The organism is Stutzerimonas stutzeri (assembly GCF_000935215.1).
In the GTDB taxonomy this organism is placed as follows: Bacteria; Pseudomonadota; Gammaproteobacteria; order Pseudomonadales; family Pseudomonadaceae; genus Stutzerimonas.
Map to the genome: position 1 here is coordinate 1 of NZ_JXXD01000126.1, position 16,365 is coordinate 16,365.

At 64.0% G+C, this 16,365-nt stretch carries 13 protein-coding genes; 5 read left to right on the forward strand and 8 right to left on the reverse strand.

Features of this window, described 5'->3' with window-relative positions; translation table 11 throughout:
* Nucleotides 1-29: 29 nt before the first annotated feature.
* The 8 genes from LO50_RS13725 to urtA all read right to left on the reverse strand — a co-directional run bounded on the left by LO50_RS13725 (nt 30) and on the right by urtA (nt 8,099).
* Nucleotides 30-1,070 (reverse strand): aliphatic amidase, encoded by a 1,041-nt coding sequence (locus LO50_RS13725; RefSeq protein WP_044315353.1) that lies wholly within the window; start codon nt 1,068-1,070, stop codon nt 30-32.
* Between the two features lie 102 nt (nt 1,071-1,172).
* A complete protein-coding gene (locus LO50_RS13730) occupies nt 1,173-1,520 on the reverse strand; it encodes an FmdB family zinc ribbon protein (protein WP_042927391.1) in 348 nt (115 codons plus the stop codon).
* A gap of 78 nt (nt 1,521-1,598) precedes the next feature.
* A complete protein-coding gene (fmdA, locus tag LO50_RS13735; protein WP_044315354.1) occupies nt 1,599-2,828 on the reverse strand; it encodes a formamidase in 1,230 nt (409 codons plus the stop codon).
* 295 nt (nt 2,829-3,123) lie between these two features.
* Nucleotides 3,124-3,813 (reverse strand): urea ABC transporter ATP-binding subunit UrtE, encoded by a 690-nt coding sequence (gene urtE, locus LO50_RS13740; RefSeq protein ID WP_044315355.1) that lies wholly within the window; start codon nt 3,811-3,813, stop codon nt 3,124-3,126.
* A 143-nt stretch (nt 3,814-3,956) separates the two neighbouring features.
* Nucleotides 3,957-4,709: an urea ABC transporter ATP-binding protein UrtD gene (gene urtD, locus LO50_RS13745; RefSeq protein ID WP_023443813.1), complete on the reverse strand. Its 753-nt coding sequence runs from the start codon at nt 4,707-4,709 to the stop codon at nt 3,957-3,959.
* The gene (gene urtC, locus LO50_RS13750; protein ID WP_044315356.1) at nt 4,706-5,902 is read right to left on the reverse strand and encodes an urea ABC transporter permease subunit UrtC; all 1,197 of its coding nucleotides are present in this window, start codon (nt 5,900-5,902) and stop codon (nt 4,706-4,708) included. Before urtC ends, urtD begins: the two co-directional genes overlap by 4 nt.
* Before the next feature lie 46 nt (nt 5,903-5,948).
* Nucleotides 5,949-6,866: an urea ABC transporter permease subunit UrtB gene (urtB, locus tag LO50_RS13755; protein ID WP_003295665.1), complete on the reverse strand. Its 918-nt coding sequence runs from the start codon at nt 6,864-6,866 to the stop codon at nt 5,949-5,951.
* Between the two features lie 63 nt (nt 6,867-6,929).
* Nucleotides 6,930-8,099, reverse strand: a complete 1,170-nt coding sequence (gene urtA / locus LO50_RS13760; RefSeq protein ID WP_312723655.1) for an urea ABC transporter substrate-binding protein — start codon at nt 8,097-8,099, stop codon at nt 6,930-6,932.
* A 416-nt stretch (nt 8,100-8,515) separates the two neighbouring features.
* Here urtA and LO50_RS13765 point away from each other — a divergent pair, with 416 nt between their 5' ends.
* The 5 genes from LO50_RS13765 to LO50_RS13785 form a co-directional block, all read left to right on the forward strand.
* On the forward strand, nt 8,516-11,920 hold the full coding sequence (locus LO50_RS13765; protein ID WP_044315357.1) for an ATP-binding protein: 3,405 nt from the start codon (nt 8,516-8,518) through the stop codon (nt 11,918-11,920).
* The gene (locus LO50_RS13770) at nt 11,907-12,566 is read left to right on the forward strand and encodes a response regulator (RefSeq protein ID WP_044315358.1); all 660 of its coding nucleotides are present in this window, start codon (nt 11,907-11,909) and stop codon (nt 12,564-12,566) included. The genes LO50_RS13765 and LO50_RS13770 overlap by 14 nt, the downstream gene beginning before the upstream one ends.
* A 135-nt stretch (nt 12,567-12,701) precedes the next feature.
* Nucleotides 12,702-12,935, forward strand: coding sequence for a hypothetical protein (locus LO50_RS13775; RefSeq protein WP_044315359.1), 234 nt, complete (start codon nt 12,702-12,704; stop codon nt 12,933-12,935).
* A gap of 400 nt (nt 12,936-13,335) precedes the next feature.
* Nucleotides 13,336-14,874, forward strand: a complete 1,539-nt coding sequence (locus LO50_RS13780; RefSeq protein WP_044315360.1) for an MBOAT family O-acyltransferase — start codon at nt 13,336-13,338, stop codon at nt 14,872-14,874.
* A gap of 21 nt (nt 14,875-14,895) precedes the next feature.
* On the forward strand, nt 14,896-16,365 hold a 1,470-nt coding region (locus tag LO50_RS13785), incomplete at its 3' end, for an HAD-IIIC family phosphatase (protein ID WP_044315361.1).

A 16,365-nucleotide genomic window follows, 5' to 3' on the forward strand; every position in this document is an offset into this window, starting at 1 on the left:
AACACATGTCCCAAGGCCGCGGCCCCCCTTCAACCCAGCGTTCGCTCCCGCCCCGCGTGCGGCAGCTCGTACACCGGGCAGTCGGCGACCCCGACAGTGGCGCGGGTCATGGCCTCGACATTTTCCTGCGCCTTCTGCGCATCCAGCACCCAGGTGCGATAAAACTCGAACGGACAGTCAGCCACGCCCTTGTCACCGTCACCCGAGTTGTAGACGCCGGTGTAGCCGCGGTGCAGCAGCTTGAACAGGTGGTTCTGCGACTGGTCGTTGGCACGGGCGTCGCGGATCTGCGAGATGGACAGCTGGGCGTACTGGATGCCCATTTCCTCCTCGCCGCACTCGCCCAGGGTGCGGCCATCGAAGCCGATGATCGCCGAGTGGCCGAAGTAGCTGTACACACCATCGAACCCGGCGGCGTTGGCCACTGCCACGTAGCAGTTGTTGGCCCAGGCCATGGTCTTGGACATCAGCACCTGCTGTTCCTTGGCCGGGTACATGTAGCCCTGGCAGCGCACGATCAGCTCGGCGCCCTTCATTGCACAGTCGCGCCAGATCTCGGGATAGTTGCCGTCGTCGCAGATGATCAGGCTGATCTTCATGCCCTTGGGGCCTTCCGAGACGTAGGTGCGGTCACCCGGATACCAGCCCTCGATCGGGCACCAGGGGATGCACTTGCGGTACTTCTGCACGATCTCGCCCTGATCGTCGATCAGCACCAGCGTGTTGTAAGGCGCCTTGCCCGGGTCTTCGTTGCGCTCGCCGGTGAGCGAGAAGATGCCCCAGGTCCGTGCCTCGCGACAGGCAGCCGAGAAGATCGCGGTTTCCTCGCCGGGAATGGTGGTGGCGGTTTCCATCATCTCGCCGGGGTCATACATGATCCCCATGGTGCTGTACTCGGGGAACACCACCAGGTCCATGCCCGGCAGGCCGAGCTTCATGCCCTTGATCATCTCGGCGATCTTGCGCGCGTTGTCGAGCACCTCAGCGCGAGTATGCAGGCGCGGCATCTTGTAGTTGACGACGGCTACGCCGACGGTATCGGGACTGCTGGAAATATCACCGTGACGCATGGGTGCCTCCCCTTGATTATCGAGTCAGTGCTTCGTGGGAGCGGCTTTTGCCACATTGCTCCGGCGCTGCGGCCGAGGCCCTCCACGGGGTTAAGTGACGCCTCAGTGGCTGATCATCCACGGGCGATTCGATGGGCTGGCCTTGAGCGCATGGGGATTGGCCTTGGTGGGCACCACCGGCTTGCTCGGGCCGCAGCAGCTGCAGCCGGCCGGGTGGCGCTTGCTGGCGGCGTACTCGGCGACTGTCTTGGGCGCGTGGCTGGCGCGCTCATTGGTCTCATGCGCCGCGCGGGTGCTGCCGGCCATGGTTGCCAGGCCAGGGGCGGTGCGAATCACTCGAGGGCTGGGCGTGCCGCAGGCCGGGCAATCGCAGGGTTCGCTGCGCACACTCATCGGGCGCAGGGCAGTGAAGTCACCGCAGGCGTCGCAGTCGTATTCATAGATCGGCATCGCATCATCCTCCGTGTCCCTCCATCCGGGCGGGCCAGGCCGCCGTCCAGAGCACCTGCCCCGCCCGGATGAACGAACTCATTTGTCGTAGGCGATCGGCAAGTCGATGCTGCCGTCGAGGAACCGGGTCGGCCCGGACGCGTTCGGGTGGATGTCGAAGTCGAATATCTCGGTCGGCAGCCAGAGCGTGGCGCAGGCGTTGGGGATGTCCACCACACCGCTGATATGCCCCTGCACCGGCGCCGAACCGAGCAGCGAGTAACCCTGCGCCGGTGTGTAGCCGAATTTGGTCAGGTAGTTGATGGCGTTCAGACAGGCCTGCTTGTAGGCGATGTTGACGTCCAGGTAGTGCTGCTTGCCGCTCTCGTCGACCGAGATGCCTTCGAAGATCAGGTAATCCTTGTAGGTCGGCACGATGGGGCTGGGCTTGAAGATCGGGTTCTTGATGCCGTACTTGGCCATGCCGCCCTTGATCAGCTCGACCTTCATGTGCACCCAGCCGGCCATCTCGATGGCGCCGCAGAAGGTGATCTCGCCGTCACCCTGGCTGAAGTGCAGGTCGCCGACCGACAGCCCGGCGCCATCTACATAGACCGGGAAGAAGATCTTCGAGCCACGCGAAAGGTCCTTGATGTCGCAGTTGCCGCCATGCTCGCGGGGCGGCACGGTACGCGCGCCCTGGGCCGCGGCCTTGTCACGCGCCTCGCCGGTGAGCTTGCCCATGTGCGCGGTGGCGGCGAATGTCGGATTGGCCAGCGGCGGGACGCGGTTGGGATTGGTGTCGATCAGGCCCTGCTCGCGCTCGTTCCAGGTCGCCAGCATCTTGTGGTCCGGCAGGCAGCCGATCAGGCCGGGATGGATCTGCCCGGCGAAACGCACGCCCGGGATGTGCCTGGAGCTTGTGAACAGGCCCTGGAAATCCCAGATGGATTTCTGCGCATGGGGGAAGTGGTCGGTCAGGAAGCCGCCGCCGTTCTGCTGCGAGAAGAAGCCATTGAAGCCCCACAGCGAATCCTGCTTGGCACCGATATCGAGCAGGTCAACCACCAGCAGGTCGCCCGGCTCGGCACCCTCGACGCCAACCGGACCGGACAGGTAGTGCACGGTGGTGAGGTCGACGTCGCGCACATCTGATGCATCGTCGTCGTTCTTGATCGCGCCTGCGGTCCAGTCATAGGTCTCGAGAATGAAGTCGTCGCCCGGCTTGACCCAGCAGGCCATCGGAATGTCGGGATGCCAGCGATTGTGGATCTGCTCGTTCTCGGTGGCAGGCTGATTCAAGTCGACCTTGATCAGGGTATCGGTCATGACGAAGCTCCTTTGCGTTGGAAGGACATCAGCGTTGCGCTGAACACGGAGCTAGTCTTTTCCGTCGCCAGCTTTTCCGAAATACGTTGGATGACGTATGCGCGGAGCCAGCAAATACGCGGTCTTCAGGTCTATCAGACAGGCAGGAGAAGGCCGGCGTGCAGGGAATGCACACCGGCCTGAGGATCATGAAAAAGAGAAGAATTGCGTCGCCCCATCGCTCCGCGAAAGGCCCCTGGCGCGCGAACCAGCCTGCACGGTTCGCGCCCTAGGGCGCCCCACGGAATAAGCGCCCTTACACCGACAGGTAACGACTGATGGTCGCCTCGTCGGCATTGGCTGCGCTTTCCTCCAGCACGAAGCGGCCCTTCTCGATGACCAGGAAGCGGTCGGCGATTTCCATGGTGAAGGACAGCACCTGCTCGGAAACCACGATGGTCAGATCGCGAATCGAGCGGATCTCCTTCAGCGTGCGCGCGATATCCTTGATGATCGACGGCTGGATGCCCTCGGTCGGCTCGTCCAGCAACAGCACCTTGGGATTGGTCGCCAGTGCCCGGGCGATCGCCAGCTGCTGTTGCTGTCCGCCGGACAGGTTGCCGCCCTTGCGCTTGCGCATGTCGTGCAGCACCGGGAACAGCGCGTAGAGATCATCCGGCACCTTGCCGCCTGCGGCTGCCGGCAGGCCGGTCTGGATGTTCTCCAGCACCGTCATGCTGGGAAAGATCATCCGCCCCTGAGGCACGTAGGCCACGCCGCTGGCGACCCGCTGATGGGTCTCCAGCCCGGCGACCTCCTGCCCATCCACCTGCACGCTGCCTGCGGTCTGCGGGACGATGCCCATCAGCGTCTTGAACAGCGTGGTCTTGCCCATGCCGTTGCGGCCCATGACCGCGACGATTTCCCGCTTTTCGACCTTGAGATTGAGGTCATGAAGGATCTGACTCTGGCCGTAGCCCGAAGCGAGGCTGCTGATCTGGAACATGCTGAACTCCTGTTTGTACCTGTCGGGTGCGACACGCGTGGACATGCCTGCGGCGATGTCCACCCTACGGTGCGCGGGCCAGCCGTCGGCGTAGCGTCGATAACCGCAAAGCGTTATCCACGCGTGCCAGGGCCCGCACCGCCTCAATGCCCCAGATAAACCTCGATGACCTTGGGATTGCTTTGCACCGCTTCCATGCTGCCCTCGGCCAGCACCTTGCCCTGGTGCAGCACGGTGACCTTGTGGGCGATGCTCTTCACGAACTCCATGTCGTGCTCGATCACCAGCACCGAGCGGCCCTGACTGATGCGCTTGAGCAGCTCGGCGGTCTGTGCCCGCTCACTGACGCTCATGCCCGCCACCGGCTCGTCGAGCATCAGCAACTCCGGGTCCTGCATCAGCAGCATGCCGATCTCCAGCCACTGTTTCTGGCCGTGTGAGAGCAGTCCCGCTTCGCTGTACAACTGCTCGCTCAGACCGATTTCCGCCGCGATTTCCTCGACCCGGGCGATGACCTCGGCGCTGCGTTTGAAGAACAGCGCGCCGAACACCTTGCGCCCGGCCGGATAGGACATCTCCAGGTTTTCGAACACGCTGAGGTTTTCGTAGATCGACGGGTTCTGGAACTTGCGCCCGACCCCGGCGCGAACGATGTCGAACTCCTTCATCTTCGTCAGCTCGCGCCCGTCGAACTGGATCGAGCCGCCGGTGGCGCGGGTCTTCCCGCAGATCAGGTCGAGCACCGTGGTCTTGCCGGCGCCGTTGGGGCCGATCACCACGCGTACCTCGTTGCGGTCCAGATAGAGGTTCAGATCATCGACAGCCTTGAAACCATCGAACGAAACGGTCAGGCCCTCGATGGCCAGCACCGGTTTGGGCATCTGAAATCCAGTCATGGCGTGCTCTCCAGTTGCTTGGCGGGAACCGCATCAATCGTTGCACCGCCCACCCCCGCCTGCTCCGCCGGCGGCTTGGGCTTCATCAGTGGCTGGCGCCGATCCGGCAGCCGCAGACGCGCCAGCCAGGGGCGGGCATGACTCTGCCAGAGGCCTGCCAGGCCGTTGGGGAAATACATGACCACGGCGATGAACAGGCCGCCCATGAAGTACAACCAGAGTTCGGGGAAGCTCTCGGAGAACACCGTCTTGCCGTAGTTGACCAGCAACGCGCCGTATACCGCGCCGAGCAGCGACATGCGCCCGCCCACGGCGGCGAAGATGACCATCTCGATCGATGGCACGATGCCGACGAAGCTCGGCGACATGAAGCCCACCTGCAGGGTGAACATCGCCCCGCCGATGGCCGAGAAGCTCGCCGCCACGCAGAACACGAAAATCTTGAAGCTGGCCACGTCGTAACCGGAGAAGCGCACCCGTTCTTCCTTGTCACGCATGGCCATCAGCAGGCGCCCGAGCTTCGAGGCGAGGATGAAACGCCCGATCAGGATGCAGCCGATCAGCAGCGCCGCGTTGACGAAGTAGAGAATGGTCTTCGCCTCGTCAGTGCGAATGTCCCAGCCGAGCAGCGTCTTCAGGTCGGTGATGCCGTTCACCCCGCCGGTCAGGCCCTGCTGTCCGATGATCAGGATGGTCAGGATCGCCGCGATGGCCTGGGTGACGATGGAGAAGTACACGTCACCCACCCGGCGCTTGAACATCGCCACACCGATGATCAGCGCGAGGATCGCCGGCACCGCGACCACGGCAAGCAGGGTGAAGCCGAAGCTCTGGAAGGGTTGCCAGAACAACGGCAGCTCGGTGATCTGGTTCCAGTCCATGAAGTCCGGGATGCCGGGCGTGGACTGGATCCTGGTGCTTTCCGGGTCGGATGCCTCGAGCTTGAGGAACATCGCCATGCAGTAGCCGCCGAGGCCGAAGAAGATCCCCTGCCCCAGGCTGAGAATGCCGCCGTAGCCCCAGCAGAGCACGAGTCCCACGGCAACGAAGGCGTAGGTCAGGTACTTGCCCACCATGTTCAGGCGAAAGCTGTCGAGCAGCAGCGGAAACACCAGCAGGAGCAGCGCCGCGAGGATCAGCAGACCGATGCCGCCCTGCTTTCCGCCGAAGAATTTATCGAGTGTCGAGTTCATGCCTTGGCCCTCACGTCGTTCGCCACTGCCACAAAAAAACTGTTCATCATTTGCGCACCTTGGCCGTGAACAGCCCCTGCGGACGCAGCATGAGGATCAGGATCACCGCCGAAAGGGTCAGCACCTTGGCCATCGAGCCGCTGATGAAGAACTCGGCCATCGATTGCGTCTGGGCGATGGAGAACGCCGAGGCAATGGTGCCGAACAGACTGGCCGCGCCGCCGAAGACCACCACCAGAAAGGTGTCGACGATGTACAGCGAACCGGAGGTCGGGCCCGTCGAACCGATGGTGGTGAACGCCGCGCCAGCGACCCCGGCCACGCCGCAGCCGAGGGCGAAGGTCATGCGGTCGACCTTCTTGGTGTTGATCCCCACCGAACGTGCCATCACCCGGTTCTGCACCGTGGCGCGCACCTGCAGGCCCCAGCGCGAGCGGTACATGAGGACGAAGATCGTCGTGGTGAGCAGCAGTGTCAGCGCCATCACGAACAGCCCGTTGAGCGGGATGTCGATGGTGTCGGTGGGCATCCAGGACCCCATCAGCCAGTCCGGCAGCGTGGCGCTGACCTCGCGCGCACCGAAGATCGAACGGAACGCCTGCTGCATCACCAGTGACAGGCCCCAGGTCGCCAGCAACGTGTCCAGCGGGCGATGGTAAAGCTTGCTGATCAACGCCCATTCGGCGAGCCAGCCCAGCGCACCGGCAATCACGAATGACAGCACGATGGCGACGAAAAAGTAGTAGGGCTGCAGCTCAGGCAGGTACTTGAGCGTCAGCACCGAAACCAGATAGGTGGTGTAGGCACCCACGGTGAGGAACTCGCCATGGGCCATGTTTATCACGCCCATCTGACCAAAGATGATCGCCAGACCCAGAGCCATCAGCAGCAGCACGCAGAACACCGACAAGCCGTTGAAACCCTGCATGGCCGCGATGGCACCAAACTCCGATAGCCATTCCATGATGATGTCTCCTGATGGCAAAAGAGATCGCCGCGGGCCTGCCGGCACGCGGCGCAGAGAGGGTTACTGGTAGCCTTTCGGGAAGGGATTCGGCTCGATCAGGTCGGACTCGAAGACCACCTGGAACTGGCCGTCGGCCTGCACCTGGCCAATGCGCGTCTTGCTCCACAGATGCTGGTTCTCGTGCACCTTCACGTAGCCTTCCGGCGCGGTGTTCAGCTCCAGCCCGGCTGAGGCGGCGACCACCTTGTCGACGTCGAAGCTGCCGGCCTTCTCGACCGCGGCCTTCCACAGCCAGGGGCCGAGATAGGCGGCTTGGGTGACGTCACCGATCACCGCGTCGCTGCCGTACTTGGCCTTGAACGCCTTGACGAATTCGACGTTGTTGGGGTTATCAAGGCTCTGGAAGTACTTCATCGAGGCGTAGAAGCCGGCCATGTTCTCGCCGCCGATGCCGAGCAGTTCGTCCTCGGTGACCGAGAGGGTCAGCAGGGTCTGCTTGTCCGCGGTGATGCCGGCAGCCTTGAGCTGCTTATAGAAGGCGACGTTGGAACCACCGACCACGGCGGCGAAGATCACGTCAGGCTTCTTCAGCTTGATCTTGTTGGTCAGCGAGCCGAACTGGGTGTTGCCCAGCGGGTAGTACTCCTCGCCCACCACCTTGCCGCCGAGCACGTTCTCGATGTGCTTGCGGGCGATCTTCATCGAGGTGCGCGGCCAGATGTAGTCGGAGCCGAGCAGGTAGAAGGTCTTGGCGCCCTTCTCCTTGGCGACCCAGTCGAGGCCGGCGAGGATCTGCTGGGTGGCCTCCTGGCCGGTATAGACGACGTTCTTCGACTGCTCCAGGCCTTCATAGAAGGTCGGGTAGTAGAGCAGCCCGTTCTCCCGCTCGAAGATCGGCAACACCGCCTTGCGCGAGGCCGAGGTCCAGCAGCCGAACACCGCGGCAACCTTGTCACGCTCCAGCAGCTTCTTGGCCTTTTCGGCGAAGGTCGGCCAGTCGGACGCGCCGTCTTCCTGCACCACCTTGATCTGCCGGCCAAGGATGCCGCCTGCCGCGTTGATCTGCTCGATGGCCAGTCGCTCGGCCTGGATCGAGCCGGTCTCGGAGATAGCCATGGTGCCCGTCGCCGAATGCAGCTGCCCGACCACCACTTCCGTATCGGTGACCGCCAAGCCGGTGGTGTTGACCTCGGCGCTGGCGCTCGAGGCGAAGATGCTCATTGCCAGCATCGAGAGTGCCGCAGCCCCCTGCGCAAGCCGGCGGGGAAGGCGGCGTGACGAACCCGTCAGTTTTGAATCCATGATGATTGCTCCTGTCTCGGTGGGCCGTGCTTGGCTTGCCGCAACACTGCTGCTGCGGGCCGGCATCGGGTCGGGAGCAAGAATGGGCTCGGCTGTCTGGCCGGGGTATACGCAGGATGACGTAAGCGGGTACGTCATCTGACGTATCCGTAGCAGGTGCAGTGCTGGTGCATCCTTGCGCCGGTATGGAGCACGCCAGCAGCCGGCAACCCTCGCCCCTGCCGATCACGGCAGCGCTGCGCCGGCATGCGTACCGGTGCTTCGCCGCGGTTCATCAGCAGTGCCGAACGGGGGCACGGAAGTTGCTCAAACCAGGGAAACGACAATCAGCCGGGGCCGCCAGCGTGCAGATCACAGGCACACAGCGCATCGTCAAGATTCGCCGCGACTACAACAGCTGGGTCGCCGACGAGACGCTGGAAGACTACGCCCTGCGTTTCACCCCCAAGTCGTTTCGCAAGTGGTCGGAATTTCGTATCGCCAACACCGCGCTCGGTGCGGTGTCGTTCCTGGCCCTGGAAGCCATCGGCGGCACGCTGGCCCTTTCCTACGGTTTCACCAATACGCTCTGGGCGATCCTCGCGGTGGCGCTGGTGATCTTCCTCACCGGGTTGCCGATCAGTTACTACGCGGCGCGCTACGGCGTGGACATGGACCTGCTGACCCGTGGCGCCGGCTTCGGCTACATCGGCTCGACCATCACCTCGCTGATCTACGCCAGCTTCACCTTTCTGTTCTTCGCCCTCGAAGCGGCGATCATGGCGCTGGCGCTGGAGCTGTATTTCGGCATCCCACTGGCGCTGGCCTACGTGGTCTGCTCGATCATCATCGTGCCGTTGGTGACCTACGGCATCACCCTAATCAATCGCCTGCAGTTCTGGACGCAACCGGTCTGGCTGATTCTGCTGTTGCTGCCCTACATCTTCGTAATCGCCAAGAACCCCGAGGCGCTGAGCGATCTGACCAGTTTCGCCGGCCGCGAAGGCGACGGTGGCTCGTTCAACCTGCTGTCCTTCGGCGCCGCCTGCACGGTGGCGCTGGCACTGATCACACAGATCGGCGAGCAGGTCGACTACCTGCGATTCCTGCCCGAGAAGACCCGGCAGAACCGCGTTCGCTGGTGGCTGGCGATGCTCGCCGCCGGCCCCGGCTGGATCATCCCCGGCGCACTGAAGATGCTCGCCGGCGCCTTTCTCGCCTTTCTCGCGTTGCAGCACGAAATCCCGGTGGACAAGGCGGCCGAGCCGACACAGATGTACCTGGTGGCCTTCAGCTACGTGTTCGCCTCGCCGGAATGGGCGCTGGGCGCCATGGTGCTGTTCGTCATCGTCTCGCAGGTGAAGATCAACGTGACCAACGCCTATGCCGGCTCCCTGGCGTGGTCGAACTTCTTCGCACGCGTCACCCACAGCCATCCGGGGCGGGTGGTCTGGCTGGTATTCAACGTGTCGATCGCGCTGATGCTGATGGAGCTGGGCGTGTTCGAGGCCATCGAGCAGGTGCTCGGGCTGTACGCCAACGTGGCCATCGCCTGGATCGGCGCACTGGTCGCGGACCTGGTGATCAACAAGCCGCTGGGCCTGTCGCCGCGGCAGATCGAATTCAAGCGCGCACACCTCTACGACATCAACCCGGTGGGTGTCGGCGCGATGCTGATCGCCTCGCTGCTGGCGATTCTCGCCCACAGCGGCGTGCTCGGTGCGTTGGCCCAGGCAGCCTCACCGATGATCGCGCTGGGCACCGCACTGATCTGCGCGCCTCTGATCGCCTGGCTTACCGGCGGGCGCTTCTATATCGCCCGCGAACGCCAGCCAGAGCTGCTCTACCCCTATACCGAACGCGGCAAAGTCGCCTGCGTGCTGTGCAGCAACGCCTTCGAAGAGCCGGACACCGCCTTCTGCCCCGCCTATGGTGCGCCGATCTGCTCGCTGTGCTGCTCGCTCGATGCGCGCTGTGGCGACCTGTGCAAGCCGCACGCGCGGCTCTCGGCGCAGTGGGACAACTTCCTCCGCTGGGCCTTCCCGCAGGTGTCCATCCCGCGCCTGCACACCCGCCTGGCGCACTACCTCGGTGTGCTCGGCCTGATCATCGGCCTGCTTTCGCTGGCGCTCTGGCTGATCTACAGCCAGGTTTCGCCGAGTGTCGTGGCCAGCCCGCAGGAGGCGGGAGAAACCCTTTATCAGGCGTTTCTCAAGGCATTCCTGGTGCTCTCGCTGTTCGCCGGGATTCTCGCCTGGTGGGTGGTGCTGACCCGCGAAAGCCGCCACGTCGCCCAACAGGAGTCGGACCGCCAGACCCACCTGCTGATGCAGGAAATCGAAGCCCACCGCAAGACTGACGAACAGCTGCAGAAAGCCAAGGAAGCGTCCGAGGCGGCCAATGCCGCCAAGAGCCGCTATGTGACCGGCCTTTCCCACGAGCTACGCACCCCGCTGAACAGCATCCTCGGCTATGCGCAGATCCTGTTGCGCGATGGCGAACTGCCGACGCGACACAAGGAAGCGCTGGGCACCATCCATCGCAGCGGCGCTCATCTGCTCTCGCTGATCGACGGGCTGCTCGACGTGGCCAGAATCGAAGCCGGAAAGCTCAATCTGGAGCCATCCGAGATCGCCTTTCCCGAGTTTCTCCTGCAGGTACGGCAGATGATCGCGCCACAGGCCGAGGAAAAGGGCCTGCGCTTCCACTTCGAAACCCAGGGCCGCATCCCGGCCGTTGTGCGCGGCGACGAGAAGCGCGTACGGCAGATTCTCATCAACCTGCTCGGCAACGCGGTGCGTTACACCGACGCTGGCAGCATCACCCTGCGCGCCAGCTACCTGCGTGAAACCGCGACCTTCGAGATCGCCGACACCGGTATCGGCATCGCCCCCGAACAGGTGGAGCGTCTGTTCCAGCCGTTCGAGCGCGGTAATCCGTTGCGTCAGGACAGCGGTCTGGGCCTCGGGCTGACCATCACCCGCATGCTCACCGCGTTGATGGGCGGCGAGCTGTCGATGAAAAGCGAGCAAGGTCGCGGCAGCGTTTTCCAGCTGCGCCTGTTCCTCTCCGAAGTGCGCGTGCCGCAGGCGGTGGTCCATGTCGAACACGACATCATCGGCTACCACGGCCCGCGCCGCCGCGTGCTGGTGGTCGACGACCACATCGAACACCGCAAGGTGCTGGCCGGCATGCTCGAGCCGCTGGGCTTCGAGATACTCATGGCCAGCAACGGCCAGGAAGCGCTCAGCCAGGTTTCGCTGCACAACCCCGACCTGATCCTGATGGACCTTTCCATGCCGCAGCTCGACGGCTGGCAGACCGCCCGGCTGATTCGCCGCTCGGTGGGTTCGACGGCACCGATCATCGTCATTTCCGCCAATGCCTTCGTAGACGGCGCCAGCGTCGCTGCCGATTGCAGCGACTACCTGCCCAAGCCGGTGCACGCCCCGGTGCTGCTGGACAAGATTCGTCAGCAGCTGGCGCTGGACTGGGTCAGGCGCGATGCGGACGCCTCCGCGTCGATGGTCGCCGCCCTGCCGCTTGATGCACTGCACGCGCTGCAACAGCAGGCTTCGCTCGGATATGTGCGTGGCGTGCTGGAGCTGCTCGACCGACTCGAACACGACCTGCCCGCCGCCGCCGCGCAACTCCAGGAACTGCGCCAGCTGGCCAGGCGCTTCCAGTTGAACGAACTGGGCCAGCGCCTGGATCAGGCCATGACCAACGAGATTCAGACGACCATGGAGGACAGCCATGCATCCAACTGATCATCCGCAGAACCAAGGCATCGTGATGATCGTCGATGACGTGCCCGACAACCTAGCTCTGCTCTCCGGCGCGCTCGACCAAGCCGGCTACATGGTGCTGGTGGCTCTGGATGGCCTCAGCGCACTGGAGCGCATGCAGCGGCTGAAGCCGGACATCGTTCTGCTCGACGCCATGATGCCCGGGCTGAACGGTTTCGATACCTGCCGCCGGATCAAAGCGCAGACCGAGCTGGAAGACGTGCCGGTGCTGTTCATGACAGCACTGACCGAAAGCGAGCATGTGCTTGCCGGCTTCGAGGCGGGCGGCATCGACTACGTGACCAAGCCAATTCACCCGGAACTGGTGGTGGCCCGCGTCGCCGCACATCTGCGCACCGCGCGCACGCTGCAGAGCGCTCGCCAGGCCCAGGCTCCGGCCGACGAGAAGCAGATCCAGGCCGCCTTGACCGAGCGCTTCCAGCTGACCGGGCGCGAGGTCGAGGTGCTGCACTGGGTGTCCTGCGGCAAGACCAACCGCGATATCGGCGACATCCTCGGGCTCAGCCCGCGCACGGTGAACAAGCATCTGGAGCACGTCTACGTAAAGCTCGGTGTGGAGACCCGGACCGCAGCCGCGGCCATCGCCATGTCCGCCGGCGCTCGCTGACCGCACGACAAGCGCAGCCATCGCACTGGGAACGTTTTCAATGTGCGTCCTGTCACATAAAGGCAGATTGGCATCAGCCCATTCCGGGTTGATTCGCTCGACGAGCGTGGGCCATTACCCGCAGAGGACGACAGGATGTTTTCCAGCTATCTCTATGAAGCCGCACTCATCTATGGCCTGGTCTTCACTTCGGTGGGGTTCGTGCTGGGCATGTTCTACAACAACCGCAAGGTCTTCCAACTGGAAGACAAGGTGCAGCGGCTAAAGCGCACCGTGCGGCACCTGCAGCGCAGGGTCGAACCGCCTGCCGCCGCTTCGAGAAGCGTTCAGCGCGCGCGCAGCAGCGCAGGGTTGAGCAGCGTCCGCTGAGCGGACCGGCATCTCGCCACAGTCGGGCGAACACGCCAGCAGCTCGTTCGCGCTCAAATGTTCCCAGCCTTGAAAAATGCCGGGAACTTTCCCGACCGACGGAAATGAGCTGCAGGCCACGGCCGCCGGGGCCCTTTTGACCTGCGGCAATAAAGCGCTCGGTGGCGCAACAATCGTTGAAACTTTTTTTTACACCTTCAAGTCCGAGCCATAGGAGCTCAGGGGAAGCCGGCCAAGGTGGCCGAAACCCGAGCGAGCACCCACTGATGGACCGAGGATGTCGCAACGCCGCCCAGGATGGATTGTCGGTCGCGTGGCGCTAGGACTGAATGGATGACTCGCCCCGCCTTGAAGGCGGCCTGAGCAGCGATGCACCTACGCTGAGCAGGGATAGGGAAAGATGCTTTTCAATTCGATGGAATTCATCGCCGGCTTTCTACCGGTGGTGTTGATTGGATTCTTCGTGCTGACCGGATCGGGCCGACAGCGGCTTGCGGTGATCTGGCTGACCGTCGTCTCGTTGGTGTTCTACGGCTGGTGGAACCCGGTCTATGTGCCGCTGCTGGTCGGCAGCATGCTGGTCAACTATCTGCTCGGTGGCTACCTGCGCCGACACCCCTCACGCCTGGTGCTCGGGCTGGCGGTCGCGGCCAACGTGCTGCTGCTGGTCTACTACAAGTACACCGGCTTTCTGCTAGGCACGCTGGATGCGGCGCTGGATCTCGGTTGGCGGGTGGAAGACATCATCCTGCCGCTGGCGATCTCCTTCTTCACCTTCCAGCAGATCGCCTATCTGGTCGATGCCCATGATGGCGTGGTGGAAGAGCACGACTTCGCCAACTACTGCTTGTTCATCAGTTTCTTTCCGCAACTGATCGCCGGGCCGATCACCCACCACGGTGAGATGCTCGCGCAGTTCAACGACCGCGACAGCTTTCGCGCGCGCATCGACAACCTGTCGCTGGGTGCCACGGTGTTTCTGCTCGGCCTGTTCAAGAAGGTGCTTATCGCCGACACCCTCGCGCTGAAAGCCACGCCGGTCTTCAGCCTGGCCGCCGACGGCACCATTCCGGCGTTCTACGACGCATGGACCGGCGCGCTGACCTACACGCTGCAGATCTATTTCGACTTCTCCGGCTACAGCGACATGGCCATCGGCCTGGCGCTGCTGTTCGGCATCAGCCTGCCGGCCAACTTCAACAGCCCGTTCAAGGCGCGCAACGTCATCGACTACTGGTCGCGCTGGCACATGACGCTGACGCGTTTTCTCACCGCCTACATCTACAACCCCATCGTGCTGCGGGTGACCCGCGCGCGCATGGCAGCCGGCAAGCCGCAGCCACGGCGGGGCAAGATGACCGCCGGCACCTTCTTTGCGCTGGTCGCCTACCCCACCGTCTTCACCATGTTCATTTCCGGCATCTGGCACGGCGCCGGCTGGCACTTCGTCGCCTTCGGCCTGCTGCACGGCTTCTATTTGGTGGTCGCCCACGGCTGGCGTGCCTGGAAGGCGCGTCAGGGCTGGAAGCTGGACAGCGACATCTGGTGGCACAAGGCCGCGGCCGTCGCGCTGACCTTTGGCTGCGTGGTGGTGGCAATGGTGTTCTTCCGCGCCAGCGACGTACCGGCGGCCATGGCGATCCTCGCCGGCATGCTCGGCCTGAGCCCGATCAGCACGGCGATGGATCGCTCCGACTTCGTCTATATCGCCGCGTTGCTGGTGTTCGTCTGGGGCATACCCAACGTGCAGCAGTGGATGGGCCACTTCCGTACCGCGCTCAACTTCCAGCCCCAGCCGCACTGGACCGAACGCCTGCTGCCGGTCAGCGCGTGGCGGCCGACGGCGATCCACGGCATGGCGATTGGCGTGCTCGGTTTCTTCGCCCTGGCGATCGCCTTTTCCATGGCACCGACGGAGTTCCTTTACTTCCAGTTCTGACCACGACAAGGAGTCTCAGGTATGCAACAGCTCTCCTGGCTGCCGACACACGCGGATCTATCCGGTGCCATCGGCCAAGCCAAACGCATCGAAGATCCGCTGCAGCGGCTGCATGAAGCCGCCAAGCTGGCCGCTCATCAACGGGATTTCACCCTGACCGCACGGCTGGACAAGCTGGCCACCGCCGGTATCGAGCAGAACGCCGCGGCGGCACGACTGACGCCACTGCGGGTGGCATTGCTGTCCTCGCATACGGTCGATCACCTGCTGCCGGCCATCCGCGTGGCCGGACTGCAACGGCGCCTGGCGCTGTCGCTGCATGTTGCGCCCTATGGCATGTACCGCCAGGCACTGCTGGCTGATGACCCGGCGCTGAACGCCTTCGCCCCGCAACTGGTGGTGCTGGCCCTGGACGCCCATGACGCGCCGCTGCAACTCCCCTTGCAGGCAGGCCAGGCGGAGGTGGATGCCGCCGTGGCGGAGCGCGTCGAAGAACTGCGCCTGCTCTGGCGCCGGGCCCGCGAACGCTATGCCGCGCAGGTGGTGCAGCAAACCCTGGTGCCAGTCGCACCGCCCTTGTTCGGCTCTTACGAAGCACTGGTGCCGGCTTCGCCGCGGGCAGTCATCGAACGGTTGAATGCGGCCATCCGAGCCGCTGCCCGCGAGGATGGCGTGCTGCTGCTCGATCTGGCCTGGCACGCAGCCGCTTATGGCGACGGCCTGGGCGAGCCGGTGCGCTGGCATCAGGCCAAGCAGCTGGTCAGCCCGGCCCTGGCGCCGCTTTATGGCGAGCAGCTGGCACGCATTGCGGCGGCCGCTGCCGGGCTTTCGCGCAAATGCCTGGTACTCGATCTGGACAACACCCTCTGGGGCGGCGTGATCGGTGATGACGGCATCGACGGTATCCAGCTCGGCCAGGGCAGCCCCAGCGGCGAGGCGTTTCTCGCCTTCCAGCGTTATGCCGCGCAACTGGCGCGCCGCGGGGTGATTCTTGCGGTGTGCAGCAAGAACGACCTGCACGTCGCCGAGGCGGCATTCGCACATCCGGAAATGGCGCTCAAGCGCAGCGATATCGCAGCTTTCGTCGCCAACTGGGAAGACAAGGCCGGCAACCTGCGGCGCATCGCGGGCATGCTCGATATCGGCCTGGATAGCCTGGTATTCGTCGACGACAACCCCGCCGAGCGCGACATCGTGCGCCGCGAGCTGCCGGAAGTCGCCGTACCGGAACTGCCCGCCGATGTCGCCGATTACCCCGCGCGCATCGCCGCGGCGGGTTACTTCGAGGCCGTGTCCTTTACCTCCGATGACGCCGAGCGCGACCGCAGCTATGCGCTGAATGTCGAACGCAAGGCCGCGCTGAACCAGGCCACGGACATGGAAGGCTACCTGCGCGGGCTGCAAATGGTGCTGCGCGTCAGCCGCATCGGCGCCGCCGAGCTGGCGCGCGCCACCCAGCTGATCAACAAGACCAACCAGTTCAATCTCACC